Origin of the sequence: Citrobacter sp. wls711, from assembly GCF_005281055.1 — a bacterium.
GTDB classification, from domain to species: domain Bacteria; phylum Pseudomonadota; class Gammaproteobacteria; order Enterobacterales; family Enterobacteriaceae; genus Citrobacter; species Citrobacter gillenii.
The window spans coordinates 1-14,793 of sequence record NZ_SZXC01000009.1 but is presented as its reverse complement, the minus strand read 5'-3'; the positions used below and the strand labels follow the sequence as shown (position 1 = coordinate 14,793).

The window sequence follows — 14,793 nt, the reverse complement described above, 5'->3', positions numbered from 1 at the left end:
CAGTTCTTACGCCATAAACCCATTCCTGGCATACACTTGTTAAAACGATAAAAGTGAGGCAACAGGATGATAGCATTCCCAGCCAGCTTACTGATCCTGAATGGAAAAAGTGCTGATAATCCCCCGCTGCGCGAGGCGATTGCCCTGCTACGCGATGAGGGCGTTGAGATCCATGTGCGCGTCACCTGGGAAAAAGGCGACGCCCGCCGTTACGTTGATGAGGCCCGCCAGTTGGGCGTTGCCACCGTCATTGCGGGCGGCGGTGATGGCACCATCAACGAGGTCTCCACCGCGCTCATCCATTGCCAGGGGGAGGATATACCCGCACTGGGGATTTTGCCGCTGGGAACCGCAAATGACTTCGCCACCAGCGTGGGTATTCCTGATGTTCTGGATAAAGCCTTGAAGCTGGCCATCGCCGGCAATGCGGTTGAAATAGATATGGTGCAGGTCAATGATAAGACCTGTTTTATCAATATGGCGACGGGCGGATTCGGCACGCGAGTCACGACAGAAACACCAGAAAAACTCAAAGCCGCGCTGGGCGGCGTGTCGTACTTTATTCATGGGCTCATGCGCATGGACACGCTGAAGCCCGACAGTTGCGAAATTCGCGGGGAAAACTTTCACTGGCAGGGAGACGCGCTGGTGATCGGCATCGGCAATGGTCGTCAGGCTGGCGGCGGGCAGCAACTTTGCCCCACAGCACTGATCAACGACGGTCTGCTGCAACTGCGCATTTTTACCGGCGATGAGCTTCTTCCGGCGCTACTTTCGGCACTTACCCAATCCGACGACAACCCCAATATTATTGATGGCGCGTCATCCTGGTTTGATATCCGTGCCCCGCATGAAATCACGTTTAATCTCGATGGCGAACCGCTAAGCGGGCAGGAATTTCACATCGAAATCCTCCCCGCCGCGCTGCGCTGCCGGTTACCGCCTGGTTGTCCCTTGTTACGCTAGTACGCCGCCACTTCCCGCGCCAGTTCGCGGGAATAGCGCTGGCTGCCGCTTATTAACATCCGGGTATACTCGGTTTGCGCCTCACCGTTGACCAGCGCATCCACGGTGAGCGTTTCAAGAATTTTTCCGTATTGCATCACCGCCACTTTCTGACACAAATGCGCAATAACCCCCAGATCGTGAGTGACCAGCAGATAGGTCAGGCTGGACTCCTTTTGCAATTCAGCCAGCAGGTTAAGAATTTCGGCCTGTACCGATACGTCCAACGCAGAGGTCGGCTCGTCCAGCAACAGCACCTGCGGTTCGAGGATTAGCGCCCGCGCAATCGCCACACGCTGGCGCTGCCCGCCAGAAAGCTGATGCGGATACCGGTCGCGAAATGCCCGGTTCAGACCGACCTTATCCAGCAGCCCGTTAACCCGCCGATCCCGGTCAGCAATGCCGTGGATCAACAGCGGCTCTTCGAGGATATCGCTGATGGTATGCCGGGGATGCAGCGAACCATATGGGTCCTGGAATACCATCTGTACCAGGCGGCAGCGTTCGCGGCGAATACGGTGACCCAGGGCTTGTCCGTCGATCGCCAGTTCACCCTGCCAGTGGGTAAACAGTCCAGCCAGACACTTCAGTACGGTTGTCTTTCCCGAACCAGACTCTCCAACCAGACCGTAGACCTCTCCGGGCTGAACCCCAAACGTCACGTCATACAGCACCTGATTGCGTTTTTCTCCCTCACCAAATGCCAGGTTCAGATTTTTAACGTCGATCATATCCCCTCCTCACTCAGCCAACTGGCCTGACGTTGCAGCACCGGCAGCACCGCCCGGCGGTTGTGGATTTCTGGCAATGCGCTAATCAGCCCCTGAGTATAGGGATGCTGCGCATGGTGGAGATCGCCTGCAGCGATGGATTCCACCACCCGCCCGGCATACATCACCAGGACGCGATCGCAGAAGCTGCGCACCAGGTTGATGTCATGACTGATAAAAATAAGCCCCAACCCGCGCGACTCCACCAGCGAGTCAAGCAGCCCCAACACCTGCAGACGCACCGACACGTCCAGCGCCGAGGTGGGTTCGTCGGCAATCACCAGTTCCGGATCGGTGATTAACATCATCGCGATCATGACACGTTGCCCCTGGCCGCCAGAAATCTCGTGCGGATAGAGCTGATACACCCGCTGCGGCTGACGAATGCGCACCACTTCCAGCATTTCCAGCGCCCTGGCTTTGGCCTCAGCCTTGCGCCCCGGATGATGGGTAAGCCAGGCTTCGGCAATCTGTTCGCCAACGCTCACCACCGGATTGAGGGAGTATTTCGGGTCCTGCATAATCATCGAGATACGCTTGCCGCGAATTTGCCGCATCAGCGCCTCGCTGGCATGGGCTAAATCCACATCGCTAAACTGCATTTTGTCTGCCGTAACCCGTGCTTTTTTCGGATGCAGGTGCAACAGCGCTCGCCCGACGGTGGATTTACCGGAGCCTGACTCACCAACAATCGCCAGTTTTTCACGTCCGAGTTGAAAGGAGACGCCGCGCACCGCTTGGGTAACCGCGCCGCCGTTGATAAAATCGACGTGCAAGTTACGCACATCAAGCAGAGGCGAATCATTCGCTGCGAGGATCGAGGATGTCACGTAAGCCATCTCCTAAGAAGTTGAACGCCAGGCTGTTGATCAAAATCGCCAGCCCCGGAATAGTCACTACCCACCAGCATTCCATCATGTAGGTGCGCCCGCTGGAGATCATCGCCCCCCATTCCGGATCCGGTGGCTGAGCCCCTAACCCCAGAAACCCAAGGCCCGCAGCGGTCAGAATGATCCCCGCCATATTCATGGTGATACGAATAATCACCGATGGCAGGCACAGCGGTACGATGTGACGCCACAGCACACGTCCTGCCGATGCCCCCTGCAGGCGAACGGCAGAGATAAAATCGGCCTGACGCAACGAGAGCGTTTCCGCACGAGCCAGACGCGCAATCGGCGGCCAGGCGGTCAGCGTAATGGCAATTACTACGTGCTCCAGCCCCGGACCGAGTGCCGCGACAAAGGCCAGTGCCAGTACCAGGCTTGGAAAAGAAATGAAAATGTCGGTGACGCGCATCAGTACCATGTCGACCTTGCCACCGAAGTAACCCGCCGTGACGCCAAGCAGCAGACCGAGCGGCCCTACGGTGACCGACACCAGCAGCACGATATACAGCGTGATGCGCGAGCCATACACCAGGCGGCTAAAGATATCGCGGCCAAACTCATCGGTCCCGAACCAGTGCTGCGCGTTCGGCGCCACCAGCGCACTGTTTAAATCCTGCACCAGCGGGTTGTACGGTGCGATAAGCGGGGCAAAAATGGCCACCAGCAGTAACAGCGCAATAATTCCGCCGCCAATGGCGGTCAGCGGGTTACGCGCCATCTTGCCCATGAACCCGCGCGCTCGCAGCAGCGCCTGCTTCGCCCGCAGACGTTGTTCGCTATTGCCGCTATCCCGCGGCGTATCCAGAGAAACCGTCATGATTTTGTCCTCGGATCAAAGAATTGATACAGCATGTCGGAGAGCAGATTGAGCATGACGAAAACCACCCCAACCAGCAGCACGCAGCCCATCACCGCATTCATGTCACCCAGCAGCAGACTGCCGGTTAAATAGGAGCCAAAACCGGGCCAGGAAAAGACGGTTTCAATCAGCACCGCGCCTTCCAATAGCGAACCGTAGGCCAGCGCAACCACCGTGAGCAGTTGCACCAGAATATTGCGAAACGCATGGTTCCAGATGACCTGACGCTCGGTCAGCCCTTTGACGCGCGCGGTGATAATGAACTCCTGTGAAAGCTGCGCCAGCATAAAGCTACGGGTCATACGGCTGATGTAAGCCAGAGAGTGAAAACCCAATAGCGCAGCAGGCAAAACCAGATGATTAATGGCATTCCAGAACACGGTGGCATTACCGGCCAACAGCGCGTCGACGGTCATTAATCCGGTCTGGCGCGGCACCAGCCCGTCCAGTCCGAGATCCAGACGCCCCGCGCCGCCCACCCAGCTTAGCCAGGCGTAGAACACCAGCAACCCCATCATCCCCACCCAGAAAATCGGTGTGGAATAACCTGCCAGGCTAATGATGCGCACCACGTAATCCGACAGGCTATTGCGTCGTGCCGCCGCCAACACCCCCAGCGGGATCCCCAGACCCGCCCCTACCACAATGGCCATCGTCGCCAGCTCAATGGTGGCCGGGAAAACGCGTACAATGTCATCCATCACCGGCTTACCGGTCAGCAGCGCATTACCCAGATCGCCGTGCAGCAGATTGGTGAAGTAAATACCAAACTGCGCCGCCAGCGATTTATCAAAGCCTAACTGGTGATACACCTGCTGATAGGTACTCTGATCCGCATCAGGTCCCACGATCGCCAGTACCGGGTCGATCGGCATGACGCGACCGATAAAAAAGGTCAGCAGCAGCAATCCAAACAACGTCATTGCCACCTGTATCAGACGGGTCGAGACACGCCGGGCGCGTGAGCCAGGTGCAAGTATGGCAACGCTCATTGTTCACCTCCGGTTTTATACACATCACGCAAAAACGTGGTGGCCGACGGATGCGGCTGATAATTCTGCACCTCACGGCGCACAACGACCGAATCCACCATTTGCGACAACGGAATTAGCGCGGGAACGAGCTGGTCGTAGCGGGTCTGGATCGCCTGATACGCGCGAGTTTGCGTTTGCGGGTCACGCTCCAGCAGGGCGCTGTCGATCATGTCATTAAGCGGTTTATCGTAGAAACCAGTGCGCCAGCCCTGAAAGTTGGTAAGCCGGGCTGCATCGCTGTTATCCGGGTTATAGACCAGCGCCCGCAGGCTGGAGTGCGGATGCGGTTCCATGCCGCTGCCGCCGCGCCCGACCAGCATGTCAAATTTACGCTCGCGCATTGCGCCGTAGATCTGATTACCGGTTCCGGTGATGATTTTGGCGTTAATACCCGCCTGCATCAGCGTGGACTGCACGGCAATCGCGATATTCTGGAAAGGCTGGTCAGCCAGCACCCGCAGCGTGGTGTCGAAACCGTCCGGGTATCCCGCCTCCGCCAGCAGCTTTTTAGCGCGCGGAATGTCGAGGCGATAGCCGGGGTCAGGCAGCGTGGAGGGCATTCCTGCCTTGATAGGTCGCTGATGCAATACGCCGTATCCCGGCATCAGCGCTTTATTGATCCCCTGATAATCAATCAGGTAACGCACGGCTTCACGGACTTTCGGATTGGCGAAGTGCGCCTCCTTCATGCTCATTGCCACGTAATACATCGTGCCTCGCTGGACGGCATCTACGCTCAGGTCAGGATCGCTACGCAGGGCATTGATGTCCGAAACCGCCATATTACTGGCAATATCCAGATCGCCCTTGGCAATCATCAGACGCAGGGTCTGGGATTCCTGAAAATGGCGCAATACCACGCGGCTCATTTTCGCCTCGCCGCGCCAGTAGTTCGGGTTACGCGTCATGCGCAGGACATCTTTCGCCTGCCAGGTATCGAGGGTAAACGGGCCAGACCCGGCTTCATTGGTGGTCAGCCAGTGGTTGCCCCAGTCGTTATTCAGCACATGTTGCTGCACGGTTTTGCTGTCCAGCACGCCGAGATTCCCCAGCGCCCCCAGTGAATAGATAATCAACTGCGGATCGTTGGCTTTGGGCAGCGTGATTTTCACTGTAAACCTGTCCGGGGCGCTGACCTGTTGGTCGATATTTTTTTTGCTAAAGCCGTAGGATTTCCACACCGACGACTGCGCCAGATTCAGGTGCAGGATCCGACGCATCGACCACACCACATCGTCAGCAGTCAGCGGATTACCGGAGTGAAAGGTCACGTCATCGCGCAGATGAAAAGTCAGGGTGGTGCCATCCGGACTGACATCCCAGGATGTCGCCAGCGCGGGTTTCACATGGGTCAACTGGGCAGGATCCAACTCCACCAGCGAGTCATATAAATTCACCACAATGCCCACCACTTCGTTGCCAGTCATGGCGGCCGGATCGAGGGTCAGCAGGTTATTCATGTTCATACCAATGATGAGCTGATCGGGCGGCGTTTTGGCGTACGCCGCACTGCTCCCCATCGACACGGCGAGTGCGAGTAAACACGCGCCCAGTAAGGAGGTTTTTTTCATCTATTGTTTGCCTGTACTGTAGGGTACATGTTGCCGGATGACGCTTGGCTTATCCGGCATTTATTGTTTTCAGTCAGTCGTGGCTGACGGTGTTGGCTTCGATATAGGCAAAATTGATGTCTTCCCCCAGACCGGGGCGCTGTGGCAGATGCACAAAACCGTCGGCGTCCATCGGGTCAACAATGCTGTTCAGGTAGGCGGCTGGTTCGTCGTAGTCGAGGAACGGATGCAGCAGGCCGCGCTCGTACCAGCGACAGTTTCGAATCGCGCCAATCACCGCGAGGCTCGCCGCACCGTTGCCGTGTACTTCGCAGTCCATGCCAAACGACTCGGCCAGGTTGGCCACTTTCAGGGTCGGCGAGATCCCCCCCACACCGTTGGCACCAGCACGTAAAATGTCGCATGCGCCCGCCTTCACCCAGTCCGCGCGGCTGTGGTGTTTTCCACCGAGGCTTTCCGGGCCAACGATCGGAATGGAGAGATTTTCGGCAAGCCAGGCGTAAGACGCCATGCTCTCTTCTTCCATCGGCTCTTCAAACCAGGCAAAGTTGAGTTTTTCCAGTTCCTTGCCGATGTACAGCGCTTCTGTACGGCTGTACCAGTGATAGCCGTCGATCATCAGATCAATATCCGGTCCGACCGCCTCGCGCACGGCGGCGCAGGCTTTCACATCCATCTTCGGATTTGGCGCGAAGGAGACCGGCGGCATCCAGGTATGCAGTTTGATCGCCTTATATCCACGAGCGACCAGTTTTTCGGCAAAGCAGGCATATTCTTCCGGCGTCGACAGTCCGCCGGGCAGATCGTCACCACACATGGTGCTGCCGTAGGCCGGGACCTTATCGCGAAAACCACCCAGCAGCTTGTAGACCGGCATGTTGAGCTTGCGGCCTATCAAATCCCACAGCGCCTGCTCAACAAAAGACAGCGCGCGTTCGGTCAGTTGATGCGCGCTTCCCCGCTGCCAGTGCACCAGATCCTGCCAGATGCGCTCCCGATTAAACGGGTCCTGACCGACCATCACTTTGCGAAAAAAAGTATTCACCACAAACGGGCGCACCACTTCCGGCGGTGCAAACGAATACCCCTGGGTTCCGTCATCGGCGGTAATGGTCAGCATGGCCATTTTGGCGAGGCTTTCCGGCCCCGGATGGGAATGTCCGGCGGTATCAGAAACCCGGCGGGTGGGATACTGGAAGACGGAGACATTGATAGCTTCAATTTTCATTATTGGGTCCTTAGCGCAACTTTGAAATGCTGTTTCACATCTAAATGTATGTGCAAAAAAGCAACTTTGCCTCGGACATTCCGCGCTAAGGCATGACTATTTTCTGTGCAAGTGCACAGGGAGAGGTGATGCTTTTCACAAAAGGCAGGAGAAACGTGAGGTAGATCGGACTAATATTGCGATTATACTGAAATGATATTTTGAATTTAATTTTTCAAGAAACGCGGGTTGCCGTGACATGACCACAACCCGCGATAATTTACGCAATGGTTACTTTGTTATCCAGATAAACGTCCTGCACGGCGTTAATCAACTTAACGCCATCTGCCATGGTTTTCTTGAACGCTTTACGTCCGAGGATCAGACCCATACCACCGGCACGCTTGTTAATTACCGCCGTGCGCACCGCATCGCTGAGATCGGTTTCGCCCCCTGCCGCACCGCCGGAGTTAATCAGCCCGGCGCGGCCCATATAGCAGTTCGCCAGTTGATAACGCACCAGGTCAATCGGGTTGTCGCTGGTCAGCTTGCTGTAGACGCGATCGTCGGTATAGCCAAAGTTAACGGCCTTATACCCGCCGTTATTTTCCGCCATTTTCTGCTTAACAATATCCGCCCCGATGGTGGCCGCCAGGTGGTTTGCCTGCCCGGTCAGGTCGGCGGAAACGTGATAATCCACCCCGTCTTTCTTAAATGCGGAGTTGCGCAGATAGGCCCACAGCACCGTCACCATCCCCAGTTCATGCGCACGTTCAAACGCTGCAGAAATCTCTTCAATCTGACGACGCGATTCCTCGGAGCCAAAATAGATCGTAGCCCCGACCGCCACCGCGCCCATATTGAATGCCTGCTCCACACTGGCATACAGCGTCTGGTCAAAGGTATTCGGGTAGCTGAGCGTTTCGTTGTGGTTAATTTTTACGAGGAACGGAATACGGTGTGCATAGCGACGAGATACGGAAGCCAGCACGCCGTAGGTCGACGCCACGCAGTTACAGCCCGCTTCGATAGCCAGCTCCACAATATTCTTCGGATCAAAGTACAACGGGTTGGCGGCAAACGAGGCTCCGGCGGAATGCTCCACGCCCTGGTCGACCGGCAGAATCGACAGGTATCCCGTGCCAGCGAGTCGGCCCGTGTTGTACAGCGTCTGCATATTACGCAGCACGGCAGGCGGGCGATTATTGTCTACCATCACGCGGTCGACGTAATCATGCCCTGGCAGGTAAAGTTGGTCAGAAGGAATGGTCATACAACGATGCTGTAAAAGGTTGTCGGCATCTTTGCCAAGCAACTGCGCAATATCAGTCATAGCTATGCTCCCGTAAGTTCCGGTTGGATACCGGAATGTGAATTGTCCTGACCCGCCTTGTTGCGGGCAGCCATAAGCCTGGTACCGACTGCGCTTTTTTTCCATCTTTAGCGCACTTTTCAGTCATTTCCGCTGGCTCGATTCAGGCATTAAAAAACGTTAAGGCGGTCAAAATTAAAACACAAAGGTATTTTAAAGGTATTATCTACTGGTACTATGAAAACGTACCTTACCTGTCATGAAGGATGTAAAGATGAAAACTACAGCAAAGCTGTCGTTCATGATGTTCGTGGAGTGGTTTATCTGGGGCGCCTGGTTTGTACCGCTTTGGCTGTGGCTGAGTAAAAGCGGATTCAGCGCCGGAGAAATTGGCTGGTCCTACGCCTGTACCGCCATTGCCGCAATCCTGTCACCGATTTTTGTCGGTTCGCTCACTGACCGCTTTTTCTCCGCGCAAAAAGTCCTGGCGGTGTTAATGTTCGTCGGCGCCATTCTGATGTACTTCGCCGCGCAGCAGACCACCTTCGGCGGCTTCTTCCCGCTATTGTTGGCGTATTCACTGACCTATATGCCCACCATTGCGCTGACCAACAGTATTGCCTTTGCCAACGTCCAGGACGTCGAGCGTGACTTCCCACGCATCCGCGTGATGGGCACCATTGGCTGGATTGCCTCCGGTTTAGCCTGCGGGTTCTTACCGCAAATGCTGGGCTACAGCGATATCTCCCCCACCAATATCCCGTTGCTGATCACCGCCGGGAGCTCCGCGCTGCTGGGTGTCTTCGCCTTCTTCTTGCCGGATACGCCGCCAAAAAGTACCGGCAAGATGGATATCAAAGTCATGCTGGGGCTGGATGCACTGATCCTGCTGCGTGATAAGAACTTCCTTGTCTTTTTCTTCTGTTCGTTCCTGTTTGCGATGCCGCTGGCGTTTTACTACATCTTCGCCAACGGTTATTTGACCGAAGTCGGAATGAAAAATGCCACCGGCTGGATGACGCTGGGTCAGTTCTCGGAAATCTTCTTTATGCTGGCGCTGCCGTTCTTTACTAAGCGCTTTGGCATTAAAAAGGTATTATTGCTTGGTCTTATTACTGCAGCGATCCGCTATGGCTTTTTCGTCTACGGCGGCGCGGAAGAATATTTCACCTACGCACTGCTGTTTCTCGGCATTCTGCTGCACGGCGTCAGTTACGATTTCTACTATGTTACGGCCTATATCTACGTGGATAAAAAAGCGCCTGTGCATATGCGTACCGCCGCACAGGGGTTGATCACCCTCTGCTGTCAAGGATTCGGCAGTCTGCTGGGCTATCGCCTGGGCGGGGTGATGATGGAAAAAATGTTTGCGTATAAAGAGCCGGTTAACGGTCTCACCTTTAACTGGGCGGGCATGTGGGGATTTGGCGCAGTCATGATTGCCGTCATTGCCGTACTGTTTATGATTTTCTTTCGCGAGTCTGACAAAGAAATCACCGCAATTAACGTGAACGACCGCGATCTGGCATTGAAAAAAGGGGAAGTAAAATGAAAGCAGAGCGTATTCTCGGTGCTCTTTATGGGCAGGCGTTAGGGGATGCGATGGGCATGCCGTCAGAGCTATGGCCCAGAACCCGCGTGAAAGCACACTTTGGCTGGATTGACCGCTTTTTGCCCGGCCCCGCGGAAAATAACGCCGCCTGCTATTTTAACCAGGCTGAGTTCACTGATGACACAGCCATGGCGCTGTGCCTGGCAGATGCTCTGCTGGAATGCGACGGGAAAATTGTCCCCGACGTCATTGGCCGAAATATCCTGGCCTGGGCGGAAGATTTCGATGCCTTCAGTAAAAACGTGCTGGGCCCCACCTCGAAGATTGCCCTTAAGGCCATCCGCGACGGAAAACCCGTTACGGAGCTGGAAAACAACGGTGTCACCAACGGTGCGGCCATGCGCGTTTCACCGTTAGGCTGCCTGCTCCCGGCACGCGATCTTGATGCCTTCATTGATGATGTGGCGCTGGCGTCCAGCCCGACTCATAAATCGGATCTGGCGGTGGCCGGGGCCGTGGTAGTCGCTTGGGCAGTGTCGCGCGCGATCGACGGCGAACAATGGTGCGATATTGTCGATGCGCTACCCACCATTGCCCGCCACGCCCAGCAAAAACGGATCACTACCTTTAGCGCATCGCTCGCGGCGCGCCTCGAACTGGCACTGAAAATCGTCCGCGATGCTAACGGTACCGAGTCTGCCAGTGAGCAGCTGTATCAGGTGGTGGGAGCTGGCACCAGCACCATTGAATCCGTGCCCTGCGCTATCGCCATGGTGGAACTGGCACACACCGACCCTAAGCGCTGCGCTATTTTGTGCGCGAATCTTGGCGGTGACACCGACACCATCGGTGCCATGGCGACGGCAATTTGTGGCGCACTGCACGGCGTCGGCGCGATTGACCCTGTGTTGAAACAGGAACTGGATGTGGTCAATCAGTTGGACTTTACCCGCTACGCCAGCGGATTAATGCGCCTGCGTGAGCAACGGGAGGCGCGATGAGCACCACGCGTTTGCAGGCACTTATCCCGCAATTGCACACCCTGCGCCCGGTGACGGTAGTCGGTGCAGCGGTGATCGATGTAATTGCCGATGCGTATGCCCTGCCCTGGCGCGGTTGTGACATCGAGCTTAAACAACAAGGCGTTAATGTTGGCGGCTGTGCGCTGAACATCGCCGTCGCGCTTAAGCGTTTAGGTATCGACGCCAGCAATGCCTTGCCGTTAGGTCAAGGCGTGTGGGCAGATATCATCCGCAACCGGATGGCAAAAGAGGGTTTACACAGTCTGATTGACCATGCCGAAGGTGATAATGGCTGGTGTCTGGCGCTAGTTGAGCCGGACGGTGAACGTACCTTTATGTCCTTCAGCGGCGTCGAAAATCAGTGGAACGCCGACTGGCTTGCGCAGTTGACGATCCCGCGCCACAGCCTGGTGTATCTTTCCGGCTATCAGCTGGCTTCGCCGTGCGGCGAGCTGCTGGTGCAGTGGCTGGAGAGTCTGGATGAGGTGACGCCGTTTATCGATTTTGGGCCACGCATCGGCGACATCTCCGATGCCTTAATGGCGCGAATACTGGCCTGTCACCCGCTGGTGTCACTGAATCGGCAGGAAGCAGACATTGCCGCAGAACGGTTCAGGTTAAGCGTGGATGTCGAGGGCTTTGGCGCTGAGTGGGTGAAGCGCTTTGCCACGCCGGTGGTAGTTCGCCACGATAAAGACGGCGCATGGTATTTCAGTGAAACGACATCCGGCTGCGTGCCTGCATTTCCAACGACCGTGGTTGACACCATTGGCGCTGGCGACAGTCACGCTGGCGGCATGCTGGCCGGGCTGGCATCTGGCTGGTCGTTGGCCGATGCCGTGTTGCTTGGCAACGCGGTGGGATCGTGGGTGGTCGGGCATCGCGGCGGCGATTGCGCCCCCTCCCACGACGCGTTACTCCTCGCACACAAAGACGTATAGGTCGCTGCGGCAGTAACTGATGCTGTATTCAATGGGCCGGTGCTGCTGGTCAAGCGCGACCTGCTTGATCACCAGCACCGGCACTTTGCTGTCCATCTGAATGTGCGACTGGAACTCCGCATCCGGCATGCGGGCGCTGACGCGGGAGCGCGTGCGCTGCGGGAAAATATGCTGGCTGCGAAAATAGTCGTACAGCGAGACGCCGATGGCATCCACATCATGAATAAGATGCGCAGGGACCCAGGACTCTTCAATGGATACGGCGTCTTCATCCACATAGCGAATACGCTTAAGCAGAAAAACGTCACTGCCGGCGGTAATAGCCAGCTGCTGCGCCACCTCTTCCGGACACGGCACCACGCGTTTATTGACCCACAGCGTATCTGGTTTTTTTCCGCGTAACACCACCTGCTGAGAAAAGCCGCGCGCTTCTTTTAGCGAATATTCAAAGATATTGTTGATCTGCGTTCCGTAACCACGGGCGCGGGTCACTACCCCTTCTTCCTCCAGCGCCTGCATCGCTTTACGCACCGTAATGCGCGAAACGCCGGTCAGCTGGCTGAGATCGCGCTCACCAGGCAGAATATTGCCATGCTCGAGGATGCCGCTGCGGACAGCGTTCTTCACCGTTTGGGCGAATTTAAGATACAGCGGCGTGTTATCCGCCGCCGAAATGCGTTCATTCAGTTGCGCGATAAGCTGGGTATGCGCTTGTTCCATTTATCTTTTTCCTGACCGCTGAATCTTCAGCCAGTATACGCATTTATCCCTGTTACCACCACGCGTGGAAATGGTGTACCGGACCTATCCCCTCGCCCACTTCCAGGGAATCTGCCTGGGCCAGTGCCGCCGAGAGCCACATTTTGGCCTCCTGCACCGTATCAGCCCAGCTTGCATGACGCGGACGTAGCGCAGCCAGCGCTGCCGACAGCGTACAACCGGTGCCATGGGTGTTTTTGGTCTTCACTCTTGGCGCGGTAAAGCGCTGCTCGCCCTCGCGGGTAAATAGCCAGTCAGGGCTTTGCGCGTCATCCAGATGACCGCCCTTCATCAGCACCGCCTCGCAGCCCAATGCCCGCAAAGCACGCCCCTGCTCCAGCATTTCCTGCTCCGTTTGGGCATGGGTTGTTTCGAGCAATGCGGCGGCCTCCGGCAGATTCGGGGTAATGATCGACACCTGCGGCAGCAGGCGAGTACGCAGCGTTTCTACCGCAGAGGAGGACAGCAGCGGATCGCCGCTTTTCGCCAACATCACTGTATCAAGCACCACATTTCGTACCTGAAAGCGGCGTAAACGCTCAGCGACCGCTTCCACAATATCCGTTTCTGCCAGCATACCGATTTTGGTGGTATCTATGCGCACATCGCTGAACACGGAGTCCAGTTGCGCGGCAACAAAATCAGGTTCGATCCGATAAACCGACTGCACACCGCGCGTATTTTGCGCTACCAGAGCCGTGATGACCGAGCAGCCATAGGCCCCGAGCGCAGAGAATGTTTTTAAATCCGCCTGAATACCTGCACCACCGCTGGGATCGGTTCCGGCAATTGTTAATGCGTTAATCCGTTTCATGCCAGCTCCTGCGCGTTCAGGTTATATAAAGCATCAAGGAATGCAGGGATAAAGCTTCCTGGCCCTGTCGAGTGTTCAGTGGCGAATTCACCGGCCTGTTTCATCCAGCTACAGGCAGACGCGACGTTACTCAGCCGATCCCCCTGCAGCGCACAGCTGGCAGCCACCACCGCCGACAGCGCACATCCGGTGCCAACGACACGCGTCATCAATGGATCGCCACCGCGAATACTCACGGTACGCTGGCCATCGGTAACGTAATCCACCTCCCCGGTTACCACGACGATGGAGGCGACCCGGCATGCCAACGCCTGTGCCGCCGGCAAAGCAGCGGCGGCTGTATCGGTGGTATCTACACCACGCCCACCTCCGCGCATTCCCGCTAGCGCGAGTATTTCAGAGGCGTTACCGCGAATAGCAGCAGGCTGGAGCGAGAGCAAATCCAGGCAAAAACGACGGCGAAACTCCAGTGCCCCAACGGCAACAGGATCGAGCGTCCAGGGCGTATTCGCCCGCTGCGCCTGCTCGACCGCCGCACGCATAGCAATGGCGCGGCTCTCGGTCAGTGTACCGACATTAATCAGCACTGCATGGGCAACAGCCGCAAACTGGCTGGCTTCTTCGGGTTCAATCACCATCGCAGGTGACGCGCCCAATGCCAGAAGCGTATTGGCGGTAAAATTCTGCACGACCTCATTGGTCATACAATGCGTGAGCGGAGAAAGGGTTCTAAATTGCTGTAAGGCGTGGGCCGCGAGTGCGCGGCTGTGCAGGTCAGGCTGCATGGTTCAGCTCCTGCCCGCGTGAAAGAAGGGACACGAGCAGTGTCAGACTTCCCTACGCTGGCATTATCCAGATCAGGTGGTACGGGTATTTCTCAGCCTTCACAAGGAAGGGCACCCCGAGTCATTTCATTTATAAAACAATCACTTACACATTGAATATGTGTAGATATTTAGTGTAACCGGGGCTTAGCCCCAGGAGCAAGAATTTTCGATTTAACACAGCATTTATCACAGTGCTTATCTCACCGAATGGCTGCGGGTTTTCCCTTCCA

Annotated in this window: 14 protein-coding genes and 1 riboswitch; of the genes, 4 read left to right on the top strand and 10 right to left on the bottom strand. The window is 56.3% G+C overall.

The genetic code is table 11. The features are described 5' to 3' along the window. Positions 1–66: 66 nt before the first annotated feature. Positions 67–966: a lipid kinase YegS gene (gene yegS, locus FDW98_RS04530; protein WP_096756535.1), complete on the top strand. Its 900-nt coding sequence runs from the start codon at positions 67–69 to the stop codon at positions 964–966. Here the strand turns inward: yegS and FDW98_RS04525 are convergent. The 7 genes from FDW98_RS04525 to fbaB form a co-directional block, all read right to left on the bottom strand. Next, the gene (locus FDW98_RS04525) at positions 963–1,736 is read right to left on the bottom strand and encodes an ABC transporter ATP-binding protein (RefSeq protein ID WP_096756534.1); all 774 of its coding nucleotides are present in this window, start codon (positions 1,734–1,736) and stop codon (positions 963–965) included. The genes yegS and FDW98_RS04525 overlap by 4 nt on opposite strands. Then, the gene (locus tag FDW98_RS04520) at positions 1,733–2,605 is read right to left on the bottom strand and encodes an ABC transporter ATP-binding protein (RefSeq protein ID WP_096756533.1); all 873 of its coding nucleotides are present in this window, start codon (positions 2,603–2,605) and stop codon (positions 1,733–1,735) included. Before FDW98_RS04520 ends, FDW98_RS04525 begins: the two co-directional genes overlap by 4 nt. Further along, complete coding sequence (locus tag FDW98_RS04515; RefSeq protein WP_096756532.1) at positions 2,577–3,482, bottom strand: ABC transporter permease; 906 nt, start codon at positions 3,480–3,482, stop codon at positions 2,577–2,579. The genes FDW98_RS04520 and FDW98_RS04515 overlap by 29 nt, the downstream gene beginning before the upstream one ends. Continuing rightward, the gene (locus tag FDW98_RS04510) at positions 3,479–4,516 is read right to left on the bottom strand and encodes an ABC transporter permease (protein ID WP_096756531.1); all 1,038 of its coding nucleotides are present in this window, start codon (positions 4,514–4,516) and stop codon (positions 3,479–3,481) included. Before FDW98_RS04510 ends, FDW98_RS04515 begins: the two co-directional genes overlap by 4 nt. Continuing rightward, positions 4,513–6,129 carry an ABC transporter substrate-binding protein gene (locus tag FDW98_RS04505; protein ID WP_096756530.1) on the bottom strand — a complete coding sequence of 539 codons (1,617 nt, stop codon included), beginning with the start codon at positions 6,127–6,129 and terminating at the stop codon, positions 4,513–4,515. The genes FDW98_RS04510 and FDW98_RS04505 overlap by 4 nt, the downstream gene beginning before the upstream one ends. Before the next feature lie 73 nt (positions 6,130–6,202). Further along, on the bottom strand, positions 6,203–7,357 hold the full coding sequence (locus FDW98_RS04500; RefSeq protein ID WP_096756529.1) for a mandelate racemase family protein: 1,155 nt from the start codon (positions 7,355–7,357) through the stop codon (positions 6,203–6,205). A 259-nt stretch (positions 7,358–7,616) separates the two neighbouring features. Next, a complete protein-coding gene (gene fbaB, locus FDW98_RS04495) occupies positions 7,617–8,669 on the bottom strand; it encodes a class I fructose-bisphosphate aldolase (protein ID WP_005129139.1) in 1,053 nt (350 codons plus the stop codon). A gap of 253 nt (positions 8,670–8,922) precedes the next feature. Here fbaB and FDW98_RS04490 point away from each other — a divergent pair, with 253 nt between their 5' ends. From FDW98_RS04490 to FDW98_RS04480, 3 genes are read left to right on the top strand one after another with little or no spacing between them, the layout of a single operon-like run. Further along, positions 8,923–10,200, top strand: coding sequence for a nucleoside permease (locus FDW98_RS04490; protein ID WP_096756528.1), 1,278 nt, complete (start codon positions 8,923–8,925; stop codon positions 10,198–10,200). Next, positions 10,197–11,201 carry an ADP-ribosylglycohydrolase family protein gene (locus tag FDW98_RS04485; RefSeq protein ID WP_096756527.1) on the top strand — a complete coding sequence of 335 codons (1,005 nt, stop codon included), beginning with the start codon at positions 10,197–10,199 and terminating at the stop codon, positions 11,199–11,201. Before FDW98_RS04490 ends, FDW98_RS04485 begins: the two co-directional genes overlap by 4 nt. After that, positions 11,198–12,163: a PfkB family carbohydrate kinase gene (locus tag FDW98_RS04480; protein ID WP_096756526.1), complete on the top strand. Its 966-nt coding sequence runs from the start codon at positions 11,198–11,200 to the stop codon at positions 12,161–12,163. Before FDW98_RS04485 ends, FDW98_RS04480 begins: the two co-directional genes overlap by 4 nt. On the opposite strand, the gene FDW98_RS04475 is transcribed toward FDW98_RS04480, so the two are convergent. Genes FDW98_RS04475 through thiM form a run of 3 tightly spaced genes read right to left on the bottom strand, consistent with a single transcriptional unit; the run spans position 12,137 to position 14,521 of the window. After that, on the bottom strand, positions 12,137–12,883 hold the full coding sequence (locus FDW98_RS04475) for a GntR family transcriptional regulator (RefSeq protein ID WP_096756525.1): 747 nt from the start codon (positions 12,881–12,883) through the stop codon (positions 12,137–12,139). The genes FDW98_RS04480 and FDW98_RS04475 overlap by 27 nt on opposite strands. 52 nt (positions 12,884–12,935) lie before the next feature. Next, positions 12,936–13,736, bottom strand: coding sequence for a bifunctional hydroxymethylpyrimidine kinase/phosphomethylpyrimidine kinase (gene thiD / locus FDW98_RS04470; protein WP_096756524.1), 801 nt, complete (start codon positions 13,734–13,736; stop codon positions 12,936–12,938). Beyond that, positions 13,733–14,521, bottom strand: a complete 789-nt coding sequence (thiM, locus tag FDW98_RS04465; RefSeq protein ID WP_096756523.1) for a hydroxyethylthiazole kinase — start codon at positions 14,519–14,521, stop codon at positions 13,733–13,735. The genes thiD and thiM overlap by 4 nt, the downstream gene beginning before the upstream one ends. A 32-nt stretch (positions 14,522–14,553) precedes the next feature. Next, a riboswitch (TPP riboswitch) is annotated at positions 14,554–14,650 on the bottom strand. Positions 14,651–14,793: the final 143 nt, after the last annotated feature.

What these genes read in the sequence shown, in the direction of transcription:
- yegS (WP_096756535.1), top strand. Translation starts at nt 67, where the DNA reads ATGATAGCATTCCCAGCCAGCTTACTGATCCTGAATGGAAAAAGTGCT.
- FDW98_RS04525 (WP_096756534.1), bottom strand. Translation starts at nt 1,736, where the DNA reads ATGATCGACGTTAAAAATCTGAACCTGGCATTTGGTGAGGGAGAAAAA.
- FDW98_RS04515 (WP_096756532.1), bottom strand. Translation starts at nt 3,482, where the DNA reads ATGACGGTTTCTCTGGATACGCCGCGGGATAGCGGCAATAGCGAACAA.
- FDW98_RS04510 (WP_096756531.1), bottom strand. Translation starts at nt 4,516, where the DNA reads ATGAGCGTTGCCATACTTGCACCTGGCTCACGCGCCCGGCGTGTCTCG.
- FDW98_RS04505 (WP_096756530.1), bottom strand. Translation starts at nt 6,129, where the DNA reads ATGAAAAAAACCTCCTTACTGGGCGCGTGTTTACTCGCACTCGCCGTG.
- FDW98_RS04500 (WP_096756529.1), bottom strand. Translation starts at nt 7,357, where the DNA reads ATGAAAATTGAAGCTATCAATGTCTCCGTCTTCCAGTATCCCACCCGC.
- fbaB (WP_005129139.1), bottom strand. Translation starts at nt 8,669, where the DNA reads ATGACTGATATTGCGCAGTTGCTTGGCAAAGATGCCGACAACCTTTTA.
- FDW98_RS04490 (WP_096756528.1), top strand. Translation starts at nt 8,923, where the DNA reads ATGAAAACTACAGCAAAGCTGTCGTTCATGATGTTCGTGGAGTGGTTT.
- FDW98_RS04485 (WP_096756527.1), top strand. Translation starts at nt 10,197, where the DNA reads ATGAAAGCAGAGCGTATTCTCGGTGCTCTTTATGGGCAGGCGTTAGGG.
- FDW98_RS04480 (WP_096756526.1), top strand. Translation starts at nt 11,198, where the DNA reads ATGAGCACCACGCGTTTGCAGGCACTTATCCCGCAATTGCACACCCTG.
- FDW98_RS04475 (WP_096756525.1), bottom strand. Translation starts at nt 12,883, where the DNA reads ATGGAACAAGCGCATACCCAGCTTATCGCGCAACTGAATGAACGCATT.
- thiD (WP_096756524.1), bottom strand. Translation starts at nt 13,736, where the DNA reads ATGAAACGGATTAACGCATTAACAATTGCCGGAACCGATCCCAGCGGT.
- thiM (WP_096756523.1), bottom strand. Translation starts at nt 14,521, where the DNA reads ATGCAGCCTGACCTGCACAGCCGCGCACTCGCGGCCCACGCCTTACAG.